Raw genomic sequence first — 26,994 nt, forward strand, 5'->3', positions numbered from 1 at the left:
GATGATGAGACATGCAGGCTCGAACCACTCCAAAACCCCTTCGGGCCAAAAGTGTTACCCATGTCTCCGATATAAACCGTAACCTATGTGTCCGGAATGGACCGAGCGAAGGGTGGTGCCCCCGGACGGAATCGAACCGCCGACCTTCGGTTTACAAAACCGCTGCTCTACCAGCTGAGCTACAAGGGCACGGCGCTCCGGTTAGCATATTTCGTGCGCCAGTAAAGACAAAACTCCGTTTTCGATCGCTAATGGACCCCGCCGAGGTGGGCGGGCCGCCATGCTGAAAACCGCCAATGCGATCCCTACATATCTCTCAGGTGCAAACGCATCGAACGGGGTGTCGCATGATCAGACTTGTCATCATCCTGCCGCTTGTCGTCATTGCCTGGCTGCTTGCGGTAAAGCTCATCAGGGACGTGAAGAGCGCCAATGTCGACTGGACCGGCATCGCCGCCATCGTCGGTTTTATCGCGATGGCGTTTTGGCTGCGGCATGTGACTGGGATGGGGATGAATGGTGAATGGTGAATGGGCGAACGCCTTTCGGACCATTGACTACTCACTACTCGCTCAAAACCTCGAACCTTTCACCACGTCACCCCGACTGATCTCCAGAGGCGAATGGTCGCCTCGATCAAGGAGATCATCATGTTGAAGCGCAGTCTTACTTCGGGCCTGGTCGCCATCTTCGTCGCCACCGGCGCGCTCGCCGGTACCGTGCAGTCGTCCTCCGCTCACAGCCATCATCACCACCATCACAAGCACCACGACAAGCCCTCTTGGTGGTGGAACCATCAACACAAGCACCATCACCACAAGCATCATCATCACCACGGCAAGGTGATCATCTTCCTTTGAGCGAGACGACCTGCCTCGCGGAAGGGCGGCTTCGGCCGCCCTTTTTTGCGTTGAGCGCTCGATCGATCAGATCTTGGTTTCCATCGGCTGATTTCCGGCCTTCAAGAAAATCCCAAATTCTTTCGAACCTTTTTCCGCGCCGAAACGACAGATGATCAAGAGGCGGATGGATCGCCTCTCGCAACGAAACAAGGAGATCGTCATGTTCACGCGCAAAATCGCTTCTGCCCTCATCGCCAGCACCGTCGCCGCCACCTCGCTGGTCGGCACCGTCCAGCCCTCGGCCGCCCACAGCCATCACCACAACCGCGAAATCGGCATCGGCATCGCCGCCGGCGTCGGCGGCTTCGTGCTCGGCAGCCTGCTCAACCAGCAGCCCCGCACCGTCTATGTCGACGACGAGGGTGGTTCCTGGCACGTCCGCCGCTGCGCCAATCGCTACGCCAGCTACGATCCGTACTCCGACACCTATGTCGGCTATGACGGCTACCGCCACTATTGCCGCCTCTAAGAGGAGGCTCCCCACAAGAAGGAGGGGCTGTACGCAGCCCCTCTTTCCTACATTTGAGCGCGTGGCAGTGTCAGCTACGGTTTGGAGATCGGTAATCCGGCTGCATGGCAGGTGCCGACAACACCACCGCTCGCATTCAGCGATTGATCGCCCATGGCGATGAGTTCGAAGCTGCTTCCTTCATCCGGATAGATCTTGGCGGCGAACGGTTGGTCTGTTGTATGACCACCGGACGATGACTTCGCGGCGACATGGCCGCAGACCACGATTTCCCGGCGGCCGTTGAGCGTCCGCTCGCCGGCGCGCATCGTCCCGAATTTGGCGGATACAGGATCCTGCAAATGCTGGCGAATGCCGATCGTGATTGTCTCCTCCAAAGCGAGCGAGATCGGAATCTCGCTGACTTGCTGGGAGACAGGGGCGGGTTCGGGCGCCGTCGCCACGCATCCGCACAGTGAAGCGGCGAGCAAAAGCTGAAGCGTTCTCCGCATTATAATCGGAACCCGCCGATCATCCTCGTCACCTCAGCGGCGGCGTCGCGCACCAGCGGCCCGATCTCGTCCAGCCGCTCCATCGTCACCCGCACCGTCGGTCCGGAAACCGAGACACCGCCGATCGGCTCGCCGAACTCGTTGAAAATGGCGGCGGCCACGCAGCGCATGCCGGGATGCCGCTCCTCGTCGTCGACCGACCAGCCACGGTGCTTGATGACAGCCAGGTCATGGGCCAGCGCCGAAATGTCGGACAGCGTCTTGTCGGTGAAGCGCTGCAGGCCCGACTTGCGCAGGATGGCGGCGACGCGTTCCGGCTCGAGCTGCGCCAGCACCGCCTTGCCGATGCCCGAGGCATGGAAAGAGCTGCGCGTGCCCGGGCGGAAGAAGGCGCGGATCGCCTGATGGGTCTCGACCTGGCTGACGAAAACGACGCAATCGTCCTCGGCGACGCCGAGATTGGCGGTTTCACCGGTCTTCTCCATCAATTCCTGCATGACCACGCGGGCCCGGTCGACAAGCTTGCGGCGGCGCAGGAAGGCGGCACCCATGCGGTAGGTCTCGACGCCGATCGACCACAGCTGGTCCGATGTATCGAACTCGACCATGCCGTGGTTCTGCAGCGTCGTCAGCATGCGGTAGGCGGTGGACGCCGCGAGCTCGCTACGCGCCGAAATCTCGCTCAGCGACAGGCCACTGCCTTCAGCGACGATGGCCAGGATGCGCAAGGCCCGGTCCAGCGACTGTACAGAACCGGCCTCGGACGGACCGTTGAAAGCGCGCGGCCGGCCGCGCTGGCGTTTTTCGCTGGTTTCCATGGCGGCATTGTCGCCGGTTTCGCCGAAATCGCAATGAAAAACTTTTTCACAGATTCTGGTGCCCGGATTCATGAAAAACGGAAAAGCCAGCGAAATCAGTGGACAGGAGCCGTTTTCTAGAAATGAAAAATTATTCTGAAAAAATTGAAAAATGAAAACCATACTGGCATTGTCGGTCGACCAACAATTTGCGGAGGCTGGACATGGCCAGGATGCGCGCTGTAGATGCAGCGGTTCTCGTTCTCGAAAAGGAAGGCGTTTCCTGCGGCTTCGGCGTGCCGGGCGCGGCGATCAATCCGTTCTATTCGGCGCTGAAGGCGAGGGGCTCGATCCGCCACATCCTGGCGCGCCATGTCGAGGCGGCCTCGCATATGGCCGAGGGCTACACGAGAGCTAAATCAGGCAATATCGGGCTGTGCATCGGCACGTCGGGCCCGGCCGGCACCGACATGGTCACCGGGCTCTATTCGGCGGCGGCGGACTCCATCCCGATCCTGTGCATCACTGGTCAGGCGCCGCGGGCACGGCTCAACAAGGAGGATTTCCAGGCTGTCGATATCGCCGCCATAGCCGCACCCGTCGCCAAATGGGCGGTCACGGTCATGGAGCCCTATCTCGTGCCGATGGCGCTGCAGAAGGCATTTCACCTGATGCGCTCGTCGCGACCGGGCCCGGTGCTCATCGACCTGCCGGTCGACGTGCAATTGGCCGAGATCGAATTCGATATCGATGCCTATGAACCGCTGGTCCCGTTCAAGCCGGCAATGTCGCGCGCCCAGGCCGAAAAGGCCTTGGCGATGCTCAATGCCGCGGAAAAGCCGCTGATCGTCGCCGGCGGCGGCATCATCAACGCCGATGCGTCGGATCTGTTGATCGAATTTGCCGAGATAACGGGCGTGCCGGTCATCCCGACGCTAATGGGCTGGGGCGCGATCCCCGACGACCACCGGCTGATGGCCGGCATGTGCGGGCTGCAGACCTCGCATCGCTACGGCAATGCGACGATGTTGGAAGCCGATTTCGTCTTTGGCATCGGCAATCGCTGGGCCAACCGCCACACCGGTTCGGTCGATGTCTACACCAAGGGCAAGAAATTCATCCATGTCGACATCGAACCGACCCAGATCGGCCGGGTGTTCGCGCCGGATCTCGGCGTCGTCTCGGACGCCGGTGCGGCACTAAAGATGCTGCTCGACGTCGCCACCGAATGGAAGACGGCAGGAAAGCTGCGCGACTGGTCGGGCTGGGCGAAGGAATGCCAGACCCGCAAGAAGACGATGAAGCGCAAGACGCATTTCGAGCAGGTGCCGCTGAAGCCGCAGCGCGTCTATGAGGAGATGAACAAGTCGTTCGGCCGTGACACCACCTACGTCACCACGATCGGCCTCTCGCAGATCGCCGGGGCGCAGTTCCTGCATGTCTACAAGCCGCGCAACTGGATCAATTGCGGCCAGGCCGGCCCGCTCGGCTGGACGCTGCCGGCAGCGCTTGGCGTGCGCGCCGCCGATCCGGATCGCACCATCGTGGCGCTGTCGGGCGACTACGACTTCCAGTTCATGATCGAGGAACTGGCGGCCGGCGCACAGCACAAACTGCCGTATATCCATGTCGTCGTGAACAATGCCTATCTCGGCCTGATCCGCCAGGCGCAGCGCGGTTTTGCGATGGATTTCGAGGTGAGCCTGGCCTTCGAGAACGTCAACCGCGCCAACGATCCGGAGGCCGGCTACGGCGTCGATCATGTCGCGGTCGCAGAAGCGATGGGCTGCAAGGCGGTCCGGGTGCGCAAACCGGAAGAGTTCGCCGGCGCGTTCAAGGAAGCGCAGCGGCTGATGAAGGAATACCAGGTGCCGGTGGTGCTCGAATTCATCCTCGAGCGCGTCACCAACATTTCCATGGGCACGGAAATCGACAAGATCACCGAATTCGAGGACCTTGCCGAAAGCCATGAGGATGCGCCAACGGCGATTGTGTTGCTCGATTAGGCGCGCCGATATTCAGGTGAGACAGGCCTGCAAACGGCGCCTTCCTGCGCTTCCGGTGCTCACGTACAGAAAGTACGTTCCGCTCCGGTTTTCGAAAGTCACCGTTTTCGACTCTGCCCGACCTGAATCTCAACACGCCTAGGGCCAAGCAGAAGAAGGAGAAAAAGAATGCCGCGTTTTTCAGCCAATCTGTCGATGCTCTTTGGCGAGCATGAGTTCCTCGATCGCTTCGATGCCGCAGCCCGCGCCGGCTTCAAGGGCGTCGAATATATCGGCCCCTATGATCATACGCCTGACGTGGTCGCGGCCCGGCTGAAGAAGAACGGCCTGACACAGGTGCTGTTCAACCTCCCGGCCGGCGACTGGGGCAACGGCGAGCGCGGCATCGCGGTTTTGCCCGACCGCGCGCCGGAATTCCGGCAAGGCATCGCCAAGGCGATCAGCTATGCCCATGCGCTCGGCTGCGAGCAGGTCAATTGCCTCGCCGGCATCGCGCCGCAGGGCGTGGATCGTTCGGTGCTGGAAAATACTTTAGCCGAGAACCTCGCGTTTGCAGCCGAGAAACTGGAGCAGGCCGGCATCCGGCTTTTGATCGAGCCGATCAACACGCGCGACATACCGGGTTTTTTCCTGAACTATTCGGAGCAGGCGCTGGCGCTGATCGAGCGCGTCGGTTCGAAGAACCTGTTCCTGCAATACGACATCTATCACATGCAGATCATGGAGGGGGATCTCGCCCGTACCATCGAGGCCAACCTCGGCCGCATCGCGCATATCCAGCTTGCGGACAATCCCGGCCGTCACGAGCCGGGGACGGGCGAGATCAATTATCCCTTCCTCTACGAGCATATCGACAGGATCGGCTATTCCGGCTGGGTCGGAGCGGAATACAAACCGAAGGCGGGGACGGAGGCTGGGCTGGGGTGGTTTCGGGAGCTTAACGGGCAGGGGAGTGCCGCGGCTTAGCTGTTACGATTGAAGTCGCGTTCCTTCGCGCCCCCCTCTGGCCTGCCGGCCATCTCCCCCACAGGTGGGGAGATCGGACGTCATCCCGGCTTTCGCTCCCCAACATTGCAGGGTGAGCGAGGCGCCGAAACTGCCAATCTCCCCACAAGTGGGGGAGATGGCCGGCAGGCCAGAGGGGGCGCGAAGGAACTCAGCCTCAACAAAGGAGAAAACAATGGAAACCATCGGCTTCATCGGCCTTGGCATCATGGGCGCGCCGATGGCGGGGCATCTCCTGGATGCCGGCTACGCCGTCATTGCCAGCGACCACCGCTCGAAGCCGCCGGCCGATCTCGTCGCCAAGGGCTTGAGAAGCATCACCGGCCACGCGGCAGTGGCGAAGGCCGCGGATATCATCATCACCATGGTTCCCGACACCCCGCAGGTAGCCGAGGTGCTGTTCGGCGAGAACGGTGTCGCTTCCGGCCTGAGCAAGGGCAAGCTGGTCATCGACATGAGCTCGATCTCGCCGATCGAGACCAAGGTTTTCGCCAAGAAAATCAACGATCTCGGCTGCGACTATCTTGACGCGCCGGTGTCGGGCGGCGAGGTCGGCGCAAAGGCGGCGTCCCTGACCATCATGGTCGGCGGCGAGGACAAGGCGTTCGAGCGCGCCAAGCCCGTGTTCGAAAAGATGGGCAAGAACGTCACGCTTGTCGGCCCGAACGGCGTCGGCCAGACCACCAAGGTTGCCAACCAGATCGTCGTAGCCCTGACCATCGAGGCGGTCGCCGAGGCGCTGGTCTTTGCCGCAAAAGCCGGCGCCGACCCCGCCAAGGTCCGGCAGGCGCTGATGGGCGGGCTGGCGGCATCGCGCATCCTCGAGGTGCATGGCGAGCGCATGATAAAGCGCACCTTCGCGCCGGGCTTCCGCATCGAACTGCACCAGAAGGATCTCAGCCTGGCCCTGGAAGGCGCCAAGGCGCTCGGCGTCTCATTGCCCAACACCTCGACGACGCAGCAGCTGTTCAACTCGTGCGCGGCGAATGGCGGGGCGAAAGAGGATCATTCGGCGCTGGTGCGGGCGCTGGAGCGGATGGCGGGGCATGAAGTGGGTGAATAGTGAACGGTGACGGTAAGAACGCTTTCCATTCAGCATTCACTATTCACTTTCCAAGGAACTTCCGTGCCGCATAAAGGCTCACCGCCGCGGCGTTCGACACGTTGAGCGAGCGGATGGCGCCGGGCATGTCGAGGCGGGCGAGTGTCGTCACCGTCTCGCGCGTCTTCTGGCGCAGGCCCTTGCCTTCGGCGCCGAGCACCAGGGCTATCTTTTCGCCTGAAAAACTCGTTTCGAGTTCGGCCGGCCCGTCCGAATCGAGGCCGATGGTCTGGAAGCCGGCTTCGTGCAGCTGTTCCAGCGCGTCGGCGAGGTTCTTCACCTCGACCTGGTCGATATGTTCCAGCGCGCCGGAGGCGGATTTGGCCAGCACGCCGGATTCCTGCGGGCTGTGGCGGGCCGTGGTGATCAGCGCACCGGCGCCGAAGGCGACCGCCGAGCGCAGGATGGCGCCGACATTGTGCGGGTCGGTGACCTGGTCGAGCACCAGCACCAGTTTGGTATCGCCGAGCGCGTCAAGGCGCTTGGGCTTCAGCGGCTCGGCCTCGATCAGCACGCCCTGGTGGACGGCGTCCGAACCGGTGATCTTGTCGATGTCCTTCGGCTCGACCAGTTCGGCCTTGAACGGCAAAGCGGCGAGGTCGGCGATCGCCAGCCGCTCGGCGGCATTGCGCGTCACCAACATCTTTCTGATCCGCCGGCGCGGATTGTCGAGCGCGGCGCGCACCGTGTGCAGGCCATAAAGCCGCACCAGCCCGTCGGCGGCGTTCTCGCCCGGCGGCACCGGCTGGCGCGGCCGGAAGGCAGGCGCGCCGCCGGCCTTCTCGTCGCGATGAGCGCGACGCAGCTTGGCGTAGTGGGTGTCTTTGGCGGTCTTGGACGTGTTGTCATTGCTCATGGCCGGCTTCTATAGCCGCGTCGCCGGGCCATGGATACAGGCAGAAAGCCGGCTTGCCGGGTGAGCTGTCAAAATCAGCGCATTTTGCCTTGCGGTGCGGTTGACACCCACTGGCCTTGCCGCCATAAGGCGCTTCGCTGATTTCGGACAAAACCCTGGTTTCGACCTGATCGGCGAGAATGCCTCGTTGCAAGGCTTCGACGGCAGGCTGGAGAGGTGCCCGAGTGGTTAAAGGGGACGGACTGTAAATCCGTTAGCTTAGCTTACGTTGGTTCGAATCCAACCCTCTCCACCACTGCCAGCCCGCGAACCTTGAGGACGATGCGGGTATAGCTCAGTGGTAGAGCAGCAGCCTTCCAAGCTGAATATGCGGGTTCGATTCCCGCTACCCGCTCCAAACTCCCCACTCCGCATCAGATCTCAGCGAATATCTCGACAACGTTGCCGTCCGGATCGCGGAAGAACACTGTCCTGTGGCCCCATTCCTGGTCGGTGAGCGGCAGGACCGGCTGCACGCCCTTGGCCTGAAGCGCCTCGGCGCAAGCAGCGACCATCTCCGGCGCCACCCGGAATGCCAGCTGAAGCGACAGCGCATCCCGCTGCTGCGGCGTGTCGTTGAACATCATGCCGAGGCTGGTCAAGGCCAGCGTGTTCGGGCCGACCCGATATTCGATCCACCTGTCGCCGAGTTCGCGCTGCAGATCAAATTCCATCACATCCCCGTAGAAGTGCCGCATGGCGGCCATGTCGCGGGCGAAGATGACGGTGTAGTCGATCTGACGGATTTCATTGAGCGCATTCATTGTCGAAGTCCCGTGGGCTGATGTTCGATCGCCCGCAACCTAGCTTTCCTTTAAAGTAGTACAAGACTATAGCTTATACTGGTATCGGAGGTGACTGCATGCCATACGACGGCCCACGGCGCGACGAGCTTGCCCGCTTCCTGCGCGAGCGGCGGGACCGCTTGCCGCGGATCGATGGCGCCAATGGCCGCCGCCGGGCACCGGGCCTCAGGCGCGAAGAGGTCGCCGCCGAGGCGGGGATCAGCACCACCTGGTACACCTGGCTCGAGCAGGGGCGGGAGGTGAACGCGTCGCCGCAGGTGCTTCGCTCGCTAGCGCGGGTGCTGAAGCTGAGCCGGTCCGAGCAGGCCTATCTGTTCCAATTGGCGCGGCCCGATCTCGATTGGCGAAACCGGCTCGGCGCGCAAGGCCTGCCCAGCGCGCCGTTGCTCAGCCTGCTCGACGGGCTGGCGCCGCACCCGGCATATGTCGTCAATCGCTACTGGCAGGTCGTCGCCTGTAACCATCCGGCGGCGGTGCTGCTTGGGGATTTCGAGACGGATGATGAGTGGTCCGGCAGCCTGCTCGCCCGGCTGTTTCTCGACCTGGAATGGCGGCAGCGCTTTGTCGACTGGCCGGAGGTTTTGCGCTCGGCGGCGGCGCAGTTCCGGCTTGCCACTGTCGCCATGACTCGCGATCCGGTGCTGGCTGCGCTGGTTTCGTCACTGGAAGCGGCAAGCGAAGCGTTCGCCACGTGCTGGAACAGCCGCGACATCGCCGAGCCACCGATCTGGCGGAAATCCATCCGGCACCCTGTCGCCGGCGCGATGTCGTTCGATTTCGCCACGTGCAGCCGGGCGGCCGCGACAGTGATTTCTCGGTTTCCGTCTACACGCCGGTCGATGCGTCGACTGCCAGGCGGTTCGCCGCGCTGGTCGGAGCAACGCCCGACAGCCGCAAGGCGGTGCCGGGCGTGTTTGCGCGTGATGCAGGCGCAGAAGTCTAGCTGTTGAAGGCGGACGCGACCTGGTGTTGCTGCGGCACCTGTCCGTTCGGCGTCAGTCTGTCGACAATGCCTGGCAGGGCTGTGGACAATTGCTTGAGCAACTCCTGCTCGTCCAGTCCGGTCCTTTGCGCGATCTCTCGAATGACCTGCGGGCCGATCGCCTTGCCGAGATCATTGGCGTTGATCGGCTGGTTCTGCCCGGTGCCGACCCAGGAGTCAGCGACATTGCCTTGGCCGGCATTCTTGAGCTTGTCGAGCAGTCCGCCCAGTCCGCCGAGCAGGCCGCCATCCCCTGAGGCCGTGGTTCCGGTGGGGGCTGGCGTTTGAGGCTGGGCGGGCTCGCCCGTCTCTTCGGCACTCGTCTGTTCGGCGCTTCTGCCGCTCAGCATCTTTCCCACCAGCAGCGCGCCGAGCGCGATCATCAGCGGTTTGGTGATGTTGCCGCCAGGTACGGCGTTGTCAAAAAGTCCCATAGGTCAATCCTCCATAACGACCAAGCCCGTCCCGCCGGCTACAATGGAGCATGCGGGCGGAAATTCAAGTTGGCTTGAGCTTTTGACAATCATGTGACCATGATCGGCCGGCGGGGGAATGGAGAGGAAAAATGGGCATTATCAGTTGGATCATCCTCGGCGTCATCGCCGGCTTTATCGGCAGCAAGATCGTCAACAAGACCGGCCAGGGCCTGATCATGGATATCGTGCTCGGCATTGTCGGCGCCATCGTCGGCGGGCTGATCTTCAGCGCCTTTGGCGCCACGGGCGTGACCGGCCTCAACATCTGGAGCCTGATCGTCGCCGTCATCGGCGCGGTGGTCGTGCTGTGGGCCTATCACCAGTTCTCCGGCAAGCGAACGCTTTAGGCACCAGTCTGCCGACTGGCTGACCGCAGGACGGCCAAACCTGCTTCGACGCGTTGACTTGAAGGTCAGGCGACGACGGTCAGCCTGCGTTTGCGTTCATCAAGCGAGACGATGGTCAGCCCGCTCGCGACCACCAGCAGGATGCCGCAGACCGCCAGGGCATTCGGGAACTGCCCGAATACCAGCACGCCTGAGATGACCGCCCAGACGGTAAAGCAGTAGTAGAACGGCGCCACCACGCCGGTCGGACCGACGCGATAGGCCATGAAGATGAAGAAATGGCCGAAGATCAGGAAGAATCCGGCGCCGGCCATGAGCAGCAGGTGCCGGGCTTCCGGCATCACCCAGCGCTCGGAAACGAGATGCGCGGCGCCCGCGCCGATCAGCACCACCACGACGGCGGAAATGGCGACGATCATGCCCGGCACTTCGGCCGCGACCCGCCTGCCGGCAAGATCGCGCGCCGCCGCCAATGCCGCGTTGCCGAGCGCCAGCAACGCATAGACCGAGATGCCCTGCATGGTCGGCTGGGCCACCATAAGCGCACCGATGAAGCCGAGCCCGATCAGCGCCATGCGCACGCCGCCGATCCGTTCGCCGAACAGGATGGAGGAGCCGACCAGCATCAAAAGCGGGGTGATCTGCCCGAGCGCGGTCGAATCGGCGATCTGCATGTTGGCCAGCGCCACGACGTAGCAAAGGATGGCCGCCAGCTCGAGCAGGTTGCGGCGCAGCACGCGTTTGTCGAAGATCAAAGGGATCTGCCTGCCATAGCCCAGCAGGAACAGCAGCGGCATGCCCCATAGCGTGGCCGCGACCCCGCGCAGGAACAGCACTTCATAGGACGGCAATCCCGCTGTGGCGAGCTTCATCATCGTGTCGTTGACGAGGTACGACCCCGTCGAAACGATCATGAACAGCGGGCCGCGTATGGAGGTCGGTATGAATTGCATGGGGCAACCAAATCAGACCGCCGCCGCAGCGGCAATGGGCCAGGCGCCGGCTGCACATCCGGCAGGCAAAGGCCAGGACATGGGCGGGACAGGACATGGGCGGGAATAGCAAACAGGTGCTGGAGCCCGCAGCCCCCATTTCATTTCCGTTCGCGCGTTCCTATATCAGCGCCACATCCCCGCAATCGGATCATCGGTTCGCACCGAGTGGACAGCGCACCCGGCCACAAGGCACTTGTGTTTTTCGGCCGTAGTCGCTAATCGCCCCGCATTCGACTGAACTGAAGGTCAAGGCCGTCCAAGGAAAGAGACTATGGCAAAAGGTAAATTCGAGCGTAACAAGCCTCATGTGAACATTGGCACGATTGGCCACGTCGATCATGGCAAGACGTCGCTGACGGCGGCGATCACGAAGTATTTTGGCGAATACAAGCGCTACGACCAGATCGATGCGGCGCCCGAAGAGAAGGCCCGCGGCATCACGATTTCGACGGCGCACGTCGAATACGAGACGGCTGCGCGCCACTACGCCCATGTCGACTGCCCCGGCCACGCCGACTATGTGAAGAACATGATCACGGGCGCTGCGCAGATGGACGGCGCGATCCTGGTCGTGTCGGCCGCCGACGGCCCGATGCCGCAGACCCGCGAGCACATCCTGCTTGCCCGTCAGGTCGGCGTGCCGTCGATCGTGGTGTTCCTGAACAAGGTCGACCAGGTCGACGATGCCGAGCTGCTCGAACTGGTCGAGCTCGAGGTTCGCGAGCTTCTGTCGAAGAACGAGTTCCCCGGCGACGACATTCCGATCGTCAAGGGTTCGGCGCTGGCTGCTCTGGAAGATTCCAACAAGACCATCGGCGAAGACGCGATCCGCGAGCTGATGGCTGCGGTCGATGCCTATATCCCGACGCCGGTTCGTCCGCTGGACAAGCCGTTCCTCATGCCGATCGAAGACGTGTTCTCGATCTCGGGCCGTGGCACGGTCGTGACCGGCCGCGTCGAGCGCGGCATCGTCAAGGTCGGCGAGGAACTGGAAATCATCGGCATCCGTCCGACGACCAAGACGACCTGCACGGGCGTCGAGATGTTCCGCAAGCTGCTCGATCAGGGCCAGGCCGGCGACAACATCGGCGCGCTGCTGCGCGGCGTTGATCGTGAAGGCGTCGAGCGCGGCCAGGTTCTGGCCAAGCCCGGTACGGTGAAGCCGCACAAGAAGTTCGTGGCCGAAGCCTACATCCTGACCAAGGACGAAGGTGGCCGTCACACGCCGTTCTTCACCAACTACCGTCCGCAGTTCTACTTCCGCACGACCGACGTGACCGGCATCGTGTCGCTGCCGGAAGGCACGGAAATGGTTATGCCCGGCGACAACATCACGGTCGATGTCGAGCTGATCGTGCCGATCGCCATGGAAGAGAAGCTGCGCTTCGCCATCCGTGAAGGCGGCCGCACCGTCGGTGCCGGCATCGTCGTCACCATCAAAGAGTAATCGAGCCCGGCATCGCCGGATCGAAACGGATAGGGGCGGCCCTCGGGCCGCCCTTTTTCGTTGGCCAGATGTGCCTGTTTTGGGGTCCCAATCTCTGTTGCAAGTCTGTGAGCCTCTACAGTATAGATTGCATTGAGGGCTTGGTCGGATGGTTCCACAGCACCGTTTGCATAGTCGGTCATGGTGGGCACTGGGGCTGATCTGCCTGGTGTCGATGTTTGCCATGGGCACTGCCGCCTTGGCGGCCGAGACAAAAAATTCAGAGCCGGATCCGGATCCGCCGATGCGGTTCGTCGTCGTGCGCAGCGACGCGGCGGGCTGTGAGCCGAGCTGTCCGGAATGGATATCGGCCGAGGGTGCGATATCGGCCAAGTCGCCGGCGCTGCTCAAGGCTGCCCTGAAAACGCTCGGCGGCCGCAAATTGCCGATCGTCATCAACTCTCCCGGCGGCGATGTCGATGCAGCCATCGCCATGGGCCGGATGATACGCAAGAACAAGCTCGACATCGCGGTCGGCAGGACCTGGTTCGTCGGCTGCGAGCCAGGGGTGAAAAACTGCAAGGAGAACGACGCCAGAGGCGCGCACTATATCGGCAGCCCCTATGTGCTCGGCAGCTATTGCGCATCCGCTTGTCCAATGATGCTGGCCGGCGGCACCAGGCGCCTGGTCGGGCCGCTGGCCTATCTCGGCGTCCACCAGATCACCACCACGATCGTGCAGATGAACGTGCAATATCAGGTCCGCTACCGGATCGTGAAAGGCAAGAAGCGGGTCATCAGCAAGAAGGTCGTCAGCCGCAAGAACACCGGCAGCTACAAGACCTACGAGATGAGCAAGGGGGTGGAGCGCAAGCTGTCCGCCTATTTCAAGGAGATGGGTGTCGACCTCAGCATCATCGAGACGATGAAGAGCACGCCGGCCAGCGACATCCAGCAGATCGACCTCAGCGACATGCTGACAATGAAGCTGGTCACCAGCGAAGACGCTGCAGATCTGCTGACCAGCGCAAGCCTGTGCAGGCTGGACCTTCCGGCTCCGAATTGCCGGGAAATACCGGCGAACAAGCCAGCCGGCGGCCTGCCGGATGTGGCAAAGGCTGCGCCGCTGCAGGTGAAGCCGGAGAGCGCGCCGCACGATGACGGCATGCGCTTTGTCGTGGTTCGCGGCAGCAACCCGCTCTGCAATCCCGACTGCCCGGAATGGATTGCAGCGCAAGGCGCGATTACGCCCCAGACGCCGCAGAAACTCAGCCAATTGCTCGCCACGCTTGGCAACCGGCGGCTGCCGGTGGTGATCAGCTCGCGAGGCGGCGACCTCTCCGGCGCCCTGGCGGCGGGCCGGATCATCCATGAAAAGAAGCTCGACGTTGCCGTTGCCCGCACCGATTTCGTCGGCTGCGACCCGGCAGAGTGGAATTGCCTGGCCAGGGAAGGCGCCTATGCCGGGCTGAGCGTCGATGGCGACGGCGACTGCGATTCGGCCTGCGCGCTCATGCTGGCCGGTGGCGCCAGGCGGCTTGTCGGTACCCAGGCGCGGCTCAGCCTCTATCTGATGGGGCAGAAGCAGGCGGTCAAGTCCTACCTCGACGAGATGGCGATCAGCCCCGCTTTGTTCAGGGCGCTCCAGGGCAGTTCGGTCGAGCGCCAGCTCGAACCCGACATGATGCTGAAGGTTGGCCTGACGACCGGGCGCCAGTCGGTGGATGCGCTGACGGGTTCCAGCATCTGCAAGTCGGCGCCGAAACCTGAGAATTGCCGCGTGGTGCCGTCGTCCAATGGCTGATCGCGCCTATCGTCATGGAAGAGAAGCCTTGCTTCGCCTTCCGTGAAGGCGGCCGCACCGTCGTGCCGGCGTCGTCATCACCATCGAGAAATAGTCGAGCCGGTGTCAGCCGGATCGACCAGGAGAGGGCGGTCTTTTGGGCTGCCTTTTTGTTTCCGGCGTTGCGCGGCACAAGTATTGCACGGTTGGTCAAAGCTATTGCAAGCACCGTCGCCGCAACTATTATGGATTGCATTGAGGGGTTTGCCGGGCGTGGTTTGGGGACACCGTTCAGACAATGCTGCAAGGTGGCGGCGCGGGCTGGTTCGGCTGGCGACGGTGGCCGCGATGGCGATGGCTGCCTTCGCCGCGAAGGCCGAGGATGCCGCCCCCGGGACATGGCAGACATTGCTCCCTCTGCAGGGAGTGCCCTATCCGACGAATGATCCGACGATATGGTCCGAGGATCGCTCGGAGATGAAGTTTGTCGTCGCGCGCAGCAACGCACCGGGCTGCGAGCCCAATTGTCCGGAGTGGATCTCCGCCGAAGGCGACATCGCAGCCGGCACGCCAGCCCTGCTCAAGCGCACCTTGAAGAAGCTAGGCGGTCGCAAACTGCCGATTATCGTCAATTCCTTTGGCGGCAACGTCAATGCAGCGCTCGAACTTGGCCGGATAATCCGCAAGAACAAGCTCGATATCGCCGTAGGCAAGACCGAGTTTCCCGATTGTTGGCCCGGGACAGAGGGTTGTGGCGCCGACTACGGCAAGGGCACGGCTTTTTTCGGCAGAGCGTCTGACGGTGCCAGCTGCAATTCCGCCTGTCCGCTAATGTTTGCCGGAGGCGTCCGGCGCGTGGCCGGCGGCTGGAACTATCTGGGTGTTCACCAGATCACGACCACCTGGTTCCCCTCCACAACGCACTACCGGACCACCTATCGCGTCAAACGGGGCAAAAAATATCGGGTCACCACGCAAACCGTCACTCCCGGTGAAAGCTACAAGACCTATGAGATGAGTAAGGGGTACGCGAGAAAGATCTCGGCCTATCTCCGAGAGATGGGTATCGGGCAGGGCGTGCTGGACTTGATGAAGGCGACGCCGGCCAGCGACATCAGGCAGATCGGCCTCCACGATATGCTGACGATGAAACTGGCCACCAGCACGGACACTCTGGACCTGTTTACCAGAGCAAGTCTGTGCATGTTCGATCCGCCGGCTCCCAATTGCCGGGAAGTGCCTGGACCGGCAGGCAAGCCGACGCCGCCGGTCGCTGCCACGACGGTCGCAGTCAAGCTCGCGAATGTGGCAGCCAAGCCCGCCGCTGTCACAAAGCCTTTGCCGGACCCCGCAGCGGCTCGTGTGGATATGAGCTTTGTCGTGGTCCGCGGCAGCGACCAGCATTGCACGCCGCAGTGTCCGCAATGGATTTCTGCGCAAGGCGCGATCACGCCTCAGACACCGCAAAAATTGCGCCAATTACTCGACACGCTTGGCAACCGGCGGCTGCCCGTGGTGATCAGCTCACGAGGCGGAGACTTGTTCAGCGCTCTGGCGACCGGACGGATCATCCATGAAAAGAAGCTCGACGTCGCCGTTGGCCGCACCGATATCGGTGACCCGGTCGAGGACGGCATCTATGCCGGGCTGAGCTTCGACGCCGGAGCCGACTGCGATTCGGCCTGCGCGCTCATGCTGGCCGGTGGCGCCAGACGGTTTGTCGGCCCCCAGGCGCGACTCAGCTTCTACCTGATGGGACAGAAGCAATTGGTGAAGACGTATCTGAATGAGATGGCGATCAGCCCCCGTCTGTTCACAGCGCTTCAGGACCGTTTCGCCGAGCGTGAGCTCGACCCTGATATGATGCTGGAGGTCGGGCTGACGACCGGGCCCCAGTCGGTGGATGCGCTGACGGGTCCCGGCATCTGCAAGTCGGTGCCGAAAGCTGAGAACTGCCGCGTGGCGCCGTCGCCCAACGCCCAGGCCGAAGCGCCGGCCAAATTGTAGCGCGGCGGGTTCACACTCGCCGTCGAGGCAGGTTGAGCAGGGCGCGATTTCCGCTATCGTCGTGCCGGCGCCGGGCTGGCGGAGGATCGACAATGAGCCAGGACATCCCGACACTCTACGAATGGGCCGGCGGCATCGAAGCCCTCAACCGGCTGACGGAAACCTTTTACGACAAGGTGTCGCGCGACCCGGTGGTCGGCCCAGTGTTCAAACACATGTCGCCGGATCATCCCGCGCATGTCGCGGCCTTCATCGGCGAGGTTTTTGGCGGACCCAAGACCTACAGCGAACAGCATGGCGGCCATCGCGAGATGGTCATGCATCACTTGGGCAAGCATCTGACGGAGGAACAGCGCCGCCGCTGGATCAGCCTGCTTGCCGATGCCGCCGATGCGGTCGGGCTGCCGGACGATCCCGAATTCCGTTCCGCCTTCATGGGCTATGTCGAATGGGGGTCACGGCTTGCCAAGATGAATTCCACCCTCGGCGAGACCTGCGACCCGCAGACCGAACCGATGCCGGCCTGGGGCTGGGGCGTGCCGGGCGGGCCGTACAAGCCGCCGGCCGGGGGCTGAGCGCCGGCATGCGGCTTCAGGCAGGCGAAAAATCGAGATAGGCAGGGACAGGCTGGTCATCACCTATTCGGATTTTGGCAAAGGATCTGAAAGCGCGTCAGACAACTCTTTACAGCGCGCCCGGAAGCTTTTAGGAAGCGCCTGCGCTGAAACGCGCGTACGGGCATAGCTCAGTTGGTAGAGCGGCGGTCTCCAAAACCGCAGGTCGTAGGTTCGAGCCCTGCTGCCCGTGCCATTTTCCTCGTTGGAATCCGGCATTTTAGAAACGCCTTGTTTTGGCTCCTCGTTTGGTTGGGCTGAAGCCGCGTACTCGACGAGCGACGTTCCGAAGGCATGCGCAGAGCGAGAGCGCTGATGCGCAATGCCGAAGTCGGCGTATTTCCACGAACCGATTTCCTTGATCCAACTGCCATTGGCGAGCCAATTGCCATTTGCGTTCACAATTCAGAATAGGCATATTTTGCTGCCGCCGGCTGCTTTTCAGCGGCTGCGAATTATTGGAAGCGGGATGCTGGCCTGGCTTCTGAAATTTTCTGAACAGGGCTCTTGAACCCGTTTTCGGCCCTTCCTAATTCGTTTCGCGCCGAGGCCGATTGGCTTGGCAAAAGACGGCGCTGCTGGGCGGCGCCCTTGTACCCATGTTGCTTCAAGGAGGATGTGGCTATGAGAACCTTTGATACTCTCTATCGGACCACCGTCGGTTTCGACCGGCTTTTCGACATGCTCGACAGCGGCACGCGTCCAGACTGGCCGCCCTATAACATCGAGAAGGTCGACGAGAACGATTACCGTATCTCGATGGCCATCGCAGGCTTCAGCCAGGATGAGGTTGAGCTGACCCAGCATGGACCCGAACTGGTCGTGGTAGGCCAGAAGGCTGATGATCAGAGCGGACGCCAGCTGCTGCACCAGGGCATCGCCTACCGCAGTTTCAGGCAGACGTTCAAGCTTGCCGACCACATGAAGATCAAGGCAGCAAACCTTGAGAAGGGTCTCCTGACCATCGACATCGTCCGTGAGATTCCCGAAGAGCTGAAGCCGCGCCGCATCAGCATCGGGGCCGGCGACGCTCAGGTGGGCGGCAAGCAGATCGCCCAGGATACGGAACGCACCCGCAAAGCGGCCTGATCGTATCGATTCAGTTATCCCTGCGGTCCGCCTCCCGGCTTCGGCCGGGAGGCCCAGATTGCGGAGAATGGAGATGGACAACTTCTACGAGACACCGACACTTTCTGCGGCACGCTCGGGCAAAATTGAAACTTCTTTGTGCCTGCTCGACAATCCAGACGACGTCATCAACCATCCACGCCTCAGCCGTGGAGAAAAGCGGGCACTGCTTTCCTCGTGGGCGTCCGATGCCTGCGCGGTGGAAAACCAGCCTGCCTTGCGCCGCCTGGACAACGGCACGGTAATCCCTGTCGACCAGATTCTGAGGGCGTTGAAGGCTCTGGATGAGAAACCCACGCTGGGGAAAGAGACTTCAGGCCGGGTGCTGCCTTGGCGACCCTCCTCGCGCCGCAGCGGTCTCAAAGCTTCGCGGCGTCGTGGCCGTTCTTTCGGCCCGACGATGACGACGACCCGCCCCCGTGCCCGGCAGTGATCGCGCCGCGCCCACGCCCACCATGCGGAATGGGCGCAGTGGCCGGGGTCGAACTCGCCTGTGCCTAACTAACCCTGGGTTGATCCAGCTGCCTCGGCATGGGCAGCTGGATTCCAATCTTGCGTGCGCTTCATTTGGTTTCCAAAACAGCAGGTCGCAGGTTCGTCCGCAACGCCATTTCCTCGAACTTGTAATAGCGTGCCTGATTTCCGGATCCACCTCCTGGAATTGGGGTCCGGCATTGAAAAAGGGCAGGTGGCTTGCCATATTGGGCGAACTGAGGCATAAGGCCCCGATAGCCGGGACGGGACGACTGGATGGTTCCGAGGCGGCGTTTGGTCATAAAGCGGACACTTGCCACTTGCGTGGATCAAGAATCGGTTTTATGTAGACACAACAGACACGCGACGCGTGGAGCTGGGAAGCCGGCTTTACGCGTCCGATTTGCATGGGCGAAATGGCGCTGATTCGGCGCCGACTTGAACCCAGGCGGCACGTCCCGGCCAGCGGGATCATCCAGGAGACCCGGCCAACGGGTCTTGAAGACAGAGCGGCATATGGCTTCGAAAACCACAAATCCTTTCGTCTTTCTCCAGCAGGTTCGCGCGGAAACCGCCAAGGTGACTTGGCCGTCGCGCCGGGAGACGATGATCTCGACGGTGATGGTGCTCGTATTCGCGGTCATCGCGATGATCTTTTTCTTCACCGCCGACGTGGCCATGGGCTACGCGATCGAGCGGTTACTGAGCCTCGGCCATTAAGTCCGGCGATTACGGAGAAGTCTTGAAATGACCGCGCGCTGGTACATCGTCCACGCCTATTCGAACTTCGAAAAGAAGGTCGCTGAGGACATTGAGAACAAGGCCAAGCAGAAGGGCCTGTCCGCCGATATCGAACAGATCGTGGTGCCGACCGAGAAGGTCGTCGAGATCCGCCGCGGCCGCAAGGTCGATGCCGAGCGCAAGTTCTTTCCGGGCTATGTGTTGCTCAAGGCCAATCTGACCGATGCGGTGTTCTCGCTGGTCAAGAACACGCCGAAGGTCACCGGCTTCCTCGGTGACTCCAAGCCGGTGCCGATCACCGAAGCCGAGGCGCAGCGCATCCTGAACCAGGTTCAGGAAGGCGTCGAGCGGCCGAAGCCCTCGGTCACTTTCGAGATCGGCGAGGCGATCCGCGTTTCGGATGGCCCGTTCGCCTCGTTCAACGGTTTCGTCCAGGAAGTGGACGAGGAGCGGGCGCGGCTCAAGGTGGAAGTATCGATCTTCGGGCGCGCCGTGCCGGTCGATCTGGAATTCGGACAGGTCGAAAAGGGCTGATCCGAAAACCCTGCGCCGGTTCGCCGGCAAGGGGAGGCGGCGCGGAAAGCGCGCGGCCATGAACGGGTGGGAGGCGAATGCGGCTTTAGCCGGCCGCGCGGACCGCACCACCAGACTGCAACCGCCGGTGTTCCCGATACTGGGGCCGGCATGAGATAAAGGCAGGAAAGAGATGGCTAAGAAAATTGCAGGCCAGCTCAAGCTCCAGGTCAAAGCGGGATCGGCTACGCCGTCTCCGCCGATCGGCCCGGCACTTGGCCAGCGCGGCATCAACATCATGGAATTCTGCAAGGCGTTCAACGCGCAGACCCAGGAAATGGAAAAGGGATCGCCGATCCCGGTCGTCATCACCTATTACCAGGACAAGTCCTTCACCTTCGTCATGAAGACGCCGCCGGTGAGCTACTTCCTGAAAAAGGCGGCGAACTTGACGTCAGGTTCGAAAGAGCCGGGCAAGATCAAGGCCGGCACGATCGGCCGCGACAAGGTGCGCGCCATCGCCGAACAGAAGATGAAGGATCTGAACGCAAACGACGTCGAGGCGGCCATGCGCATGGTCGAGGGCTCCGCCCGCTCGATGGGTCTGGAAGTGGTGGGCTGAGATCATGGCAAAGATTGCAAAGCGTGTATCGAAGTCCCGTGACGGCATCGACCCCAACAAGGCCTATGCCCTTGGTGAGGCGCTGAAGCTGCTCAAGGACCGTTCGACGGTGAAGTTCGACGAGACCATCGAAGTGGCGATGAACCTCGGCGTCGACCCGCGCCATGCCGACCAGATGGTCCGCGGCGTGGTCAACCTGCCGAACGGCACCGGCCGCTCGGTCCGCGTCGCCGTGTTCGCACGTGGCGGCAAGGCCGATGAGGCTCGCGCCGCCGGCGCCGACATCGTCGGTGCCGAGGATCTGGTCGACATCGTCCAGAAGGGCACGATCGACTTCGATCGCTGCATCGCCACGCCGGACATGATGCCGCTGGTCGGCCGTCTGGGCAAGGTGCTGGGCCCGCGCGGCATGATGCCGAACCCGAAGGTCGGCACCGTCACCACCGACGTCGCCGCCGCCGTCAAGGCATCGAAGGGCGGCGCTGTCGAGTTCCGCGTCGAGAAGGCCGGCATCGTTCATGCCGGCGTCGGCAAGGTCTCGTTCGACGTCAAGGCGCTGGAAGAAAACGTCCGCGCCTTCGCCGATGCCGTGACCAAGGCAAAGCCGGCTGGCGCCAAGGGCAACTACGTCAAGAAGGTGTCGGTCACCTCGACGATGGGCCCGGGCCTCAAGCTCGACGTCTCGACGCTCGCAGCGTCTTGATACGAACATCTGGATCGGCTGCCAAGGCGCTGATCCGCAAGTGAATTCCGGGCCTCCGACTTGTCGGCGGCCCGGTACCGGAAGTCGAGAGGCTTCCGGACATCCTGTCCGAGATTGCAGGCGGCCCAGAAGCCTTAATTGAATTGGGCCTGCATGAGACGGGTGAAAACCGGACAACGGAGCGACAAGCTCCAATGAAAGGTTCGAACCGTGTTTGCCTTTTGTCTGCGCATCTCCGGCTTGCCGTCGATGTGGCGAAAGGGGGCAGGATCCTCGAGCGTCGTTCGGGAGATCTGTAATGGATGGCCCGGCCGGCAAAAAGGCAACCCGACGCCTGTCCCACTAGCGGGGCAGGGGTCAACTGGAGATAGGCAGTGGACAGAGCGGAAAAACGCGAACTCGTCACGGGCCTGAATGGTGCTTTTGCAGGCGCTGGTTCAGTCGTCGTGGCCCACTACGCCGGTATCACCGTCGCGCAAATGAACGACCTTCGGTCGAAAATGCGCGCTGCCGGTGGCACCGTCAAAGTCGCGAAGAACCGTCTCGCCAAAATCGCTCTTCAGGGCACGGACTCCGCATCGATCATCGACCTGTTCAAGGGACAGACGCTGATCGCTTATTCGGAGGATCCGATTGCGGCGCCGAAGGTCGCGTCCGATTTCGCCAAGGGAAATGACAAGTTGGTCATTCTCGGCGGCGCAATGGGCACCACCTCGCTCAACGCCGACGGTGTGAAGGCACTCGCCACACTTCCGTCGCTCGATGAGCTGCGCGCCAGGCTGGTTGGCATGATCGCCACGCCGGCAACCCGGATCGCCCAGATCGTCAATGCGCCAGCGGCTTCGGTCGCGCGCGTAATCGGCGCTTACGCCCGGAAGGACGAGGCGGCATGAGGCCGTTCCTCGCTATCACAAACACACGTTCGAACCTGATGAAGGAATACAACAATGGCTGATCTGGCAAAGATCGTAGACGACCTTTCGAAGCTGACCGTCCTCGAGGCGGCCGAGTTGTCGAAGCTTCTGGAAGAAAAGTGGGGCGTTTCGGCTGCTGCTCCGGTGGCGGTTGCCGCTGCCGGCGGCGCTGCCGCTGCTGCTGCTCCGGCTGAGGAAAAGACGGAATTCGACGTCGTCCTCACCGAGGCAGGCGCTCAGAAGATCAACGTCATCAAGGAAGTCCGCGCCATCACCGGCCTGGGCCTCAAGGAAGCCAAGGATCTGGTCGAAGCAGCTCCGAAGCCGGTCAAGGAAGCCGTTTCCAAGGCTGACGCTGAGAAGTTCAAGGCCCAGCTGGAAGCAGCCGGCGCCAAGGTCGACCTGAAGTAAGCGTAAAAGCGGCGGGCGGCCTCGCGCCGTCCGCCACTCCCTTCATCAGAGGGGAGGATGCGTAGCGCGAGATGTACGAGAACCTCTTTCCTGAGGGCCGAAACCGGCCTTCAGGAAACGGGTTTTCTCCCGTTTTAGCCGTCGCCGCCAGGCGGCGGGAAACAGATCAGGGGCCGCCGCCGAGGTGGCCGCGCATGCAAGGTGAGCCGCGGCGAGGCTCGCCCCGAGTTTATAGCTAAGGAGCGACGATGGCCCAGACCCAGACTTTCAATGGCCGCAGACGCGTACGCAAGTTCTTCGGAAAGATTCCGGAAGTTGCGGAGATGCCGAACCTGATCGAGGTTCAAAAAGCATCCTATGACCAGTTCCTGATGGTGGCGGAGCCCAAGGGTGGGCGTCCGGACGAGGGACTGCAGGCCGTTTTCAAGTCGGTTTTCCCGATCTCCGATTTCTCCGGCTCCTCGATGCTGGAGTTCGTGAAGTACGAGTTCGAAGGACCGAAATTCGACGTTGACGAATGCCGTCAGCGCGACCTGACCTATGCCGCGCCACTCAAGGTGACGCTGCGCCTCATCGTGTTCGATATCGACGAGGATACCGGCGCAAAGTCGATCAAGGACATCAAGGAGCAGGACGTCTATATGGGCGACATGCCGCTCATGACGCTCAACGGCACCTTCATCGTCAATGGCACGGAGCGCGTCATCGTCTCGCAGATGCACCGTTCGCCGGGCGTCTTCTTCGACCATGACAAGGGCAAGTCGCACTCCTCGGGCAAGCTTTTGTTTGCGGCGCGCGTCATTCCCTATCGCGGTTCGTGGCTCGACATCGAGTTCGATTCCAAGGACGTCGTGCATGCCCGCATCGACCGCCGCCGCAAGATTCCGGTGACGTCGCTCTTGATGGCGCTCGGCATGGACGGCGAAGAGATCCTGTCGACCTTCTACAACAAGATCACCTACAAGCGCGCCGGCGACCACTGGCGCATCCCGTTCAACGTCGAGCGTTTCCGCGGCCTCAAGGCCGTTGGCGACCTCGTCGATGCCGACACAGGCGAAGTTGTCGTCGAGGCCGGCAAGAAGATCACCGCCCGCCAGGCAAGGGCGCTTGGCGAAAAGGGTTTGAAGGCGATCAAGGCGACCGACGAGGATCTGCTCGGCAATTACCTGGCCGAGGACATCGTCAACTACGGCACCGGCGAGATTTTCCTCGAAGCCGGCGACGAGATCGATGAAAAGACGCTGAAGGTGCTGCTCGGCACGGGCGAAAGCGAGATCAAGGTTCTCGACATCGACCACGTCAATGTCGGCGCCTACATCCGCAATACGCTCAACGTCGACAAGAACGAGAGCCGCCAGGACGCACTGTTCGACATCTACCGTGTCATGCGCCCGGGCGAGCCGCCGACGCTTGAAACCGCCGAAGCCATGTTCAACTCGCTGTTCTTCGACTCGGAGCGCTACGACCTGTCGGCCGTCGGCCGCGTCAAGATGAACATGCGCCTCGAGCTCAAGGCTGAGGATACCGTGCGCGTGCTGCGCAAGGACGACATCCTGGCCGTGGTCAAGACGCTGGTCGAGCTGCGCGACGGCAAGGGCGAGATCGACGACATCGACAATCTCGGCAACCGCCGCGTGCGTTCTGTCGGCGAGCTGATGGAGAACCAATACCGCGTCGGCCTGCTGCGCATGGAGCGCGCGATCAAGGAACGTATGTCCTCGATCGAGATCGATACGGTGATGCCGCAGGACCTGATCAACGCCAAGCCGGCGGCTGCCGCCGTGCGCGAGTTCTTCGGTTCCTCGCAGCTGTCGCAGTTCATGGATCAGACCAACCCGCTGTCGGAGATCACCCACAAGCGCCGCCTGTCGGCACTTGGCCCGGGCGGTCTGACCCGCGAGCGCGCCGGCTTCGAAGTGCGCGACGTGCACCCGACGCATTACGGCCGCATCTGCCCGATCGAGACGCCGGAAGGCCCGAACATCGGTCTGATCAACTCGCTGGCGACCTTCGCGCGCGTCAACAAGTACGGCTTCATCGAAAGCCCGTACCGCAAGATCGTCAACGGCAAGCTGACCAATGAGGTCGTTTATCTCTCCGCTATGGAAGAGTCCAAGCACCACGTCGCGCAGGCCAATGCCGAGCTCGACAAGAATGGTGGTTTCGTCGACGAATTCGTCATTTGCCGCAGCGCCGGCGAAGTGATGATGGCGCCGCGCGAAAACGTCGATCTGATGGACGTGTCGCCCAAGCAGATGGTGTCCGTGGCCGCGGCGCTGATCCCGTTCCTCGAGAACGACGACGCCAACCGCGCGCTGATGGGCTCCAACATGCAGCGTCAGGCCGTGCCGCTGGTGCGCGCCGAAGCGCCGTTCGTAGGCACCGGCATGGAGCCGATCGTTGCCCGTGACTCGGGCGCCGCCATCGGCGCCCGCCGCGGCGGCATCGTCGACCAGGTGGACGCGACGCGTATCGTCATCCGCGCCACGGAAGATCTCGATCCCGGCAAGTCGGGCGTCGACATCTACCGGCTGATGAAGTTCCAGCGTTCGAACCAGAACACCTGCATCAACCAGCGTCCGCTGGTGCGCATGGGCGACCGCGTCAACAAGGGCGACATCATCGCCGACGGTCCGTCGACCGAGCTCGGCGATCTGGCGCTCGGCCGCAACGTGCTGGTCGCGTTCATGCCGTGGAACGGCTACAACTACGAGGACTCGATCCTGCTCTCCGAGCGCATCGTGGCCGACGACGTCTTCACCTCGATCCACATCGAGGAATTCGAGGTCATGGCCCGCGACACCAAGCTTGGACCGGAGGAAATCACACGCGACATTCCGAACGTTTCGGAAGAAGCGCTGAAGAACCTCGACGAAGCCGGCATCGTCTATATCGGCGCGGAAGTGCAGCCGGGCGACATCCTGGTCGGCAAGATCACGCCGAAGGGCGAAAGCCCGATGACGCCGGAAGAAAAGCTCCTGCGCGCCATCTTCGGTGAAAAGGCGTCCGACGTTCGCGACACCTCGATGCGCATGCCTCCGGGCACCTTCGGCACAGTCGTCGAAGTGCGCGTGTTCAACCGCCACGGCGTCGAGAAGGACGAGCGCGCCATGGCGATCGAACGCGAGGAGATCGAACGCCTCGCCAAGGACCGCGACGACGAGCAGGCGATCCTCGACCGCAACGTCTATTCGCGCCTTTCCGACGTTCTCGTCGGCAAGGAAGCGATTGCCGGGCCGAAGGGCTTCAAGAAGGGCTCGAAGCTGTCGAAGGACACGCTGGACGAGTATCCGCGTTCGCAGTGGTGGCAGTTTGCGGTGGAGAACGAAAAGCTCCAGAGCCAACTGGAAGCCCTGCGTGGCCAGTACGACGATTCCAAGAAGGCGCTCGAGCAGCGCTTCATGGACAAGGTCGAGAAGGTCCAGCGCGGCGACGAAATGCCTCCGGGCGTCATGAAGATGGTCAAGGTCTTCGTGGCCGTGAAGCGCAAGATGCAGCCGGGCGACAAGATGGCCGGACGTCACGGCAACAAGGGTGTCGTGTCGCGCATCGTTCCGGTCGAGGACATGCCTTTCCTCGAGGACGGCACGCATGCCGATATCGTGCTCAACCCGCTGGGTGTGCCGAGCCGCATGAATGTCGGCCAGATCCTGGAAACGCATCTGGGCTGGGCATGCGCGGGCATGGGCAAGAAGATCGGCGAGCTGATCGACGCGTACAAGACGGTTGGAGACATCAAGCCGTTGCGCAAGACGCTCGAGAGCTTCATCCCGGCCAACGACCGCAACGAGCCGGTCCGCGAATATGACGACGAGAGCATCGTTCGCCTCAGCGAGCAGATGCGCCGCGGCGTCTCTATCGCGACACCGGTGTTCGACGGCGCGCATGAAGTCGACATCAACATCATGCTGGAGCAGGCGGGCCTGCACACCAGCGGTCAGTCGCAGCTCTATGACGGACGCACCGGCGAGCCGTTCGATCGCAAGGTGACGATGGGCTATATCTATATGCTCAAGCTTCACCACCTGGTGGACGACAAGATCCACGCGCGTTCGATCGGTCCGTACTCGCTCGTTACCCAGCAGCCGCTGGGCGGCAAGGCGCAGTTCGGTGGCCAGCGCTTCGGCGAAATGGAGGTCTGGGCGCTGGAAGCCTATGGCGCCGCCTACACGCTGCAGGAAATGCTGACGGTGAAGTCGGACGATGTCGCCGGCCGCACCAAGGTCTACGAGGCGATCGTGCGCGGCGACGACACGTTCGAGGCCGGCATTCCCGAGAGCTTCAACGTGCTCGTCAAGGAAATGCGGTCTCTCGGCCTCAATGTCGAGCTGGAGAATACCAAGCTCGACGACAACCCTGTCCGGCTGCCAGATGCTGCCGAATAG

27 protein-coding genes and 4 tRNA genes are annotated in these 26,994 nt (G+C 62.3%); 24 read left to right on the forward strand and 7 right to left on the reverse strand.

The features are described from left to right. Positions 1-113: 113 nt before the first annotated feature. Positions 114-189, reverse strand: a tRNA-Thr gene (locus tag NKI64_RS29760). Between the two features lie 158 nt (positions 190-347). On the opposite strand from NKI64_RS29760, the gene NKI64_RS29765 reads away from it, so the two are divergent. From NKI64_RS29765 to NKI64_RS29775, 3 genes are all read left to right on the forward strand, one after another. Next, positions 348-530, forward strand: coding sequence for a hypothetical protein (locus tag NKI64_RS29765; RefSeq protein ID WP_023667458.1), 183 nt, complete (start codon positions 348-350; stop codon positions 528-530). A 120-nt stretch (positions 531-650) separates the two neighbouring features. Continuing rightward, positions 651-860 (forward strand): hypothetical protein, encoded by a 210-nt coding sequence (locus tag NKI64_RS29770; RefSeq protein WP_023688402.1) that lies wholly within the window; start codon positions 651-653, stop codon positions 858-860. A 202-nt stretch (positions 861-1,062) separates the two neighbouring features. After that, positions 1,063-1,371, forward strand: a complete 309-nt coding sequence (locus tag NKI64_RS29775; RefSeq protein WP_023667455.1) for a BA14K family protein — start codon at positions 1,063-1,065, stop codon at positions 1,369-1,371. 74 nt (positions 1,372-1,445) lie between these two features. Here the strand turns inward: NKI64_RS29775 and NKI64_RS29780 are convergent, their stop codons facing one another. Together NKI64_RS29780 and bhcR are read right to left on the reverse strand one after the other, a co-directional pair. Further along, complete coding sequence (locus tag NKI64_RS29780) at positions 1,446-1,841, reverse strand: hypothetical protein (RefSeq protein WP_352563352.1); 396 nt, start codon at positions 1,839-1,841, stop codon at positions 1,446-1,448. 20 nt (positions 1,842-1,861) lie between these two features. Beyond that, entirely contained in the window at positions 1,862-2,680 is an 819-nt protein-coding gene (gene bhcR / locus NKI64_RS29785) for an HTH-type transcriptional regulator BhcR (RefSeq protein ID WP_023681470.1), read from the reverse strand. 203 nt (positions 2,681-2,883) lie between these two features. Here bhcR and gcl point away from each other — a divergent pair, with 203 nt between their 5' ends. The 3 genes from gcl (at position 2,884) to NKI64_RS29800 (ending at position 6,733) form a co-directional block, all read left to right on the forward strand. Continuing rightward, the gene (gene gcl, locus NKI64_RS29790; RefSeq protein ID WP_027050436.1) at positions 2,884-4,665 is read left to right on the forward strand and encodes a glyoxylate carboligase; all 1,782 of its coding nucleotides are present in this window, start codon (positions 2,884-2,886) and stop codon (positions 4,663-4,665) included. A gap of 168 nt (positions 4,666-4,833) precedes the next feature. Beyond that, positions 4,834-5,631 carry a hydroxypyruvate isomerase gene (hyi, locus tag NKI64_RS29795; protein ID WP_023715773.1) on the forward strand — a complete coding sequence of 266 codons (798 nt, stop codon included), beginning with the start codon at positions 4,834-4,836 and terminating at the stop codon, positions 5,629-5,631. Between the two features lie 214 nt (positions 5,632-5,845). Then, on the forward strand, positions 5,846-6,733 hold the full coding sequence (locus NKI64_RS29800; protein ID WP_023715772.1) for a 2-hydroxy-3-oxopropionate reductase: 888 nt from the start codon (positions 5,846-5,848) through the stop codon (positions 6,731-6,733). Positions 6,734-6,776: 43 nt separating this feature from the next. On the opposite strand, the gene rlmB is transcribed toward NKI64_RS29800, so the two are convergent. Then, positions 6,777-7,628 (reverse strand): 23S rRNA (guanosine(2251)-2'-O)-methyltransferase RlmB, encoded by an 852-nt coding sequence (gene rlmB / locus NKI64_RS29805; RefSeq protein WP_023681467.1) that lies wholly within the window; start codon positions 7,626-7,628, stop codon positions 6,777-6,779. Positions 7,629-7,838: 210 nt separating this feature from the next. Between rlmB and NKI64_RS29810 the strand changes: the two genes are divergently transcribed. Together NKI64_RS29810 and NKI64_RS29815 are read left to right on the forward strand one after the other, a co-directional pair. Further along, positions 7,839-7,923, forward strand: a tRNA-Tyr gene (locus tag NKI64_RS29810). A gap of 28 nt (positions 7,924-7,951) precedes the next feature. Continuing rightward, positions 7,952-8,025, forward strand: a tRNA-Gly gene (locus tag NKI64_RS29815). 16 nt (positions 8,026-8,041) lie between these two features. Here the strand turns inward: NKI64_RS29815 and NKI64_RS29820 are convergent. Continuing rightward, entirely contained in the window at positions 8,042-8,431 is a 390-nt protein-coding gene (locus NKI64_RS29820; RefSeq protein WP_023688409.1) for a VOC family protein, read from the reverse strand. A gap of 98 nt (positions 8,432-8,529) precedes the next feature. On the opposite strand from NKI64_RS29820, the gene NKI64_RS29825 reads away from it, so the two are divergent. Then, complete coding sequence (locus tag NKI64_RS29825; protein WP_352671734.1) at positions 8,530-9,423, forward strand: helix-turn-helix transcriptional regulator; 894 nt, start codon at positions 8,530-8,532, stop codon at positions 9,421-9,423. Here the strand turns inward: NKI64_RS29825 and NKI64_RS29830 are convergent. Next, positions 9,413-9,889, reverse strand: a complete 477-nt coding sequence (locus NKI64_RS29830) for a YidB family protein (protein ID WP_023667447.1) — start codon at positions 9,887-9,889, stop codon at positions 9,413-9,415. The two genes, NKI64_RS29825 and NKI64_RS29830, sit on opposite strands and share 11 nt — an antisense overlap. Before the next feature lie 131 nt (positions 9,890-10,020). Here NKI64_RS29830 and NKI64_RS29835 point away from each other — a divergent pair, with 131 nt between their 5' ends. Then, entirely contained in the window at positions 10,021-10,278 is a 258-nt protein-coding gene (locus NKI64_RS29835) for a GlsB/YeaQ/YmgE family stress response membrane protein (protein ID WP_023667446.1), read from the forward strand. Between the two features lie 65 nt (positions 10,279-10,343). On the opposite strand, the gene NKI64_RS29840 is transcribed toward NKI64_RS29835, so the two are convergent. Then, positions 10,344-11,231 (reverse strand): DMT family transporter, encoded by an 888-nt coding sequence (locus NKI64_RS29840; RefSeq protein ID WP_023681464.1) that lies wholly within the window; start codon positions 11,229-11,231, stop codon positions 10,344-10,346. 313 nt (positions 11,232-11,544) lie between these two features. Between NKI64_RS29840 and tuf the strand changes: the two genes are divergently transcribed. The 14 genes from tuf (at position 11,545) to rpoB (ending at position 26,994) form a co-directional block, all read left to right on the forward strand. Next, positions 11,545-12,720, forward strand: coding sequence for an elongation factor Tu (gene tuf, locus NKI64_RS29845; protein WP_023723394.1), 1,176 nt, complete (start codon positions 11,545-11,547; stop codon positions 12,718-12,720). 148 nt (positions 12,721-12,868) lie between these two features. After that, complete coding sequence (locus NKI64_RS29850) at positions 12,869-14,503, forward strand: COG3904 family protein (RefSeq protein ID WP_352671737.1); 1,635 nt, start codon at positions 12,869-12,871, stop codon at positions 14,501-14,503. A gap of 327 nt (positions 14,504-14,830) precedes the next feature. Continuing rightward, complete coding sequence (locus NKI64_RS29855) at positions 14,831-16,489, forward strand: COG3904 family protein (RefSeq protein ID WP_352671740.1); 1,659 nt, start codon at positions 14,831-14,833, stop codon at positions 16,487-16,489. 92 nt (positions 16,490-16,581) lie between these two features. Further along, positions 16,582-17,064, forward strand: coding sequence for a group II truncated hemoglobin (locus NKI64_RS29860; protein ID WP_023694880.1), 483 nt, complete (start codon positions 16,582-16,584; stop codon positions 17,062-17,064). 159 nt (positions 17,065-17,223) lie between these two features. Beyond that, positions 17,224-17,299 (forward strand) — tRNA-Trp (locus NKI64_RS29865). Positions 17,300-17,727: 428 nt separating this feature from the next. Continuing rightward, positions 17,728-18,192, forward strand: a complete 465-nt coding sequence (locus NKI64_RS29870) for an Hsp20 family protein (RefSeq protein WP_023695292.1) — start codon at positions 17,728-17,730, stop codon at positions 18,190-18,192. Positions 18,193-18,265: 73 nt separating this feature from the next. Then, the gene (locus tag NKI64_RS29875; protein WP_352538179.1) at positions 18,266-18,664 is read left to right on the forward strand and encodes a hypothetical protein; all 399 of its coding nucleotides are present in this window, start codon (positions 18,266-18,268) and stop codon (positions 18,662-18,664) included. A gap of 557 nt (positions 18,665-19,221) precedes the next feature. After that, complete coding sequence (gene secE / locus NKI64_RS29880; RefSeq protein WP_023667439.1) at positions 19,222-19,425, forward strand: preprotein translocase subunit SecE; 204 nt, start codon at positions 19,222-19,224, stop codon at positions 19,423-19,425. Positions 19,426-19,452: 27 nt separating this feature from the next. Next, positions 19,453-19,980 (forward strand): transcription termination/antitermination protein NusG, encoded by a 528-nt coding sequence (gene nusG / locus NKI64_RS29885; protein ID WP_006333333.1) that lies wholly within the window; start codon positions 19,453-19,455, stop codon positions 19,978-19,980. 172 nt (positions 19,981-20,152) lie between these two features. Beyond that, positions 20,153-20,581 (forward strand): 50S ribosomal protein L11, encoded by a 429-nt coding sequence (gene rplK, locus NKI64_RS29890; protein ID WP_006333334.1) that lies wholly within the window; start codon positions 20,153-20,155, stop codon positions 20,579-20,581. 4 nt (positions 20,582-20,585) lie between these two features. Beyond that, positions 20,586-21,284: a 50S ribosomal protein L1 gene (gene rplA / locus NKI64_RS29895; RefSeq protein WP_023667438.1), complete on the forward strand. Its 699-nt coding sequence runs from the start codon at positions 20,586-20,588 to the stop codon at positions 21,282-21,284. Positions 21,285-21,658: 374 nt separating this feature from the next. Beyond that, the gene (gene rplJ / locus NKI64_RS29900; RefSeq protein WP_023667437.1) at positions 21,659-22,177 is read left to right on the forward strand and encodes a 50S ribosomal protein L10; all 519 of its coding nucleotides are present in this window, start codon (positions 21,659-21,661) and stop codon (positions 22,175-22,177) included. Between the two features lie 54 nt (positions 22,178-22,231). Next, positions 22,232-22,609: a 50S ribosomal protein L7/L12 gene (rplL, locus tag NKI64_RS29905; protein ID WP_023667436.1), complete on the forward strand. Its 378-nt coding sequence runs from the start codon at positions 22,232-22,234 to the stop codon at positions 22,607-22,609. Positions 22,610-22,857: 248 nt separating this feature from the next. Beyond that, positions 22,858-26,994, forward strand: a complete 4,137-nt coding sequence (gene rpoB / locus NKI64_RS29910; RefSeq protein ID WP_352671744.1) for a DNA-directed RNA polymerase subunit beta — start codon at positions 22,858-22,860, stop codon at positions 26,992-26,994.

The sequence above is a fragment of the Mesorhizobium sp. M0478 genome, from assembly GCF_040321305.1.
In the GTDB taxonomy this organism is placed as follows: Bacteria; Pseudomonadota; Alphaproteobacteria; order Rhizobiales; family Rhizobiaceae; genus Mesorhizobium.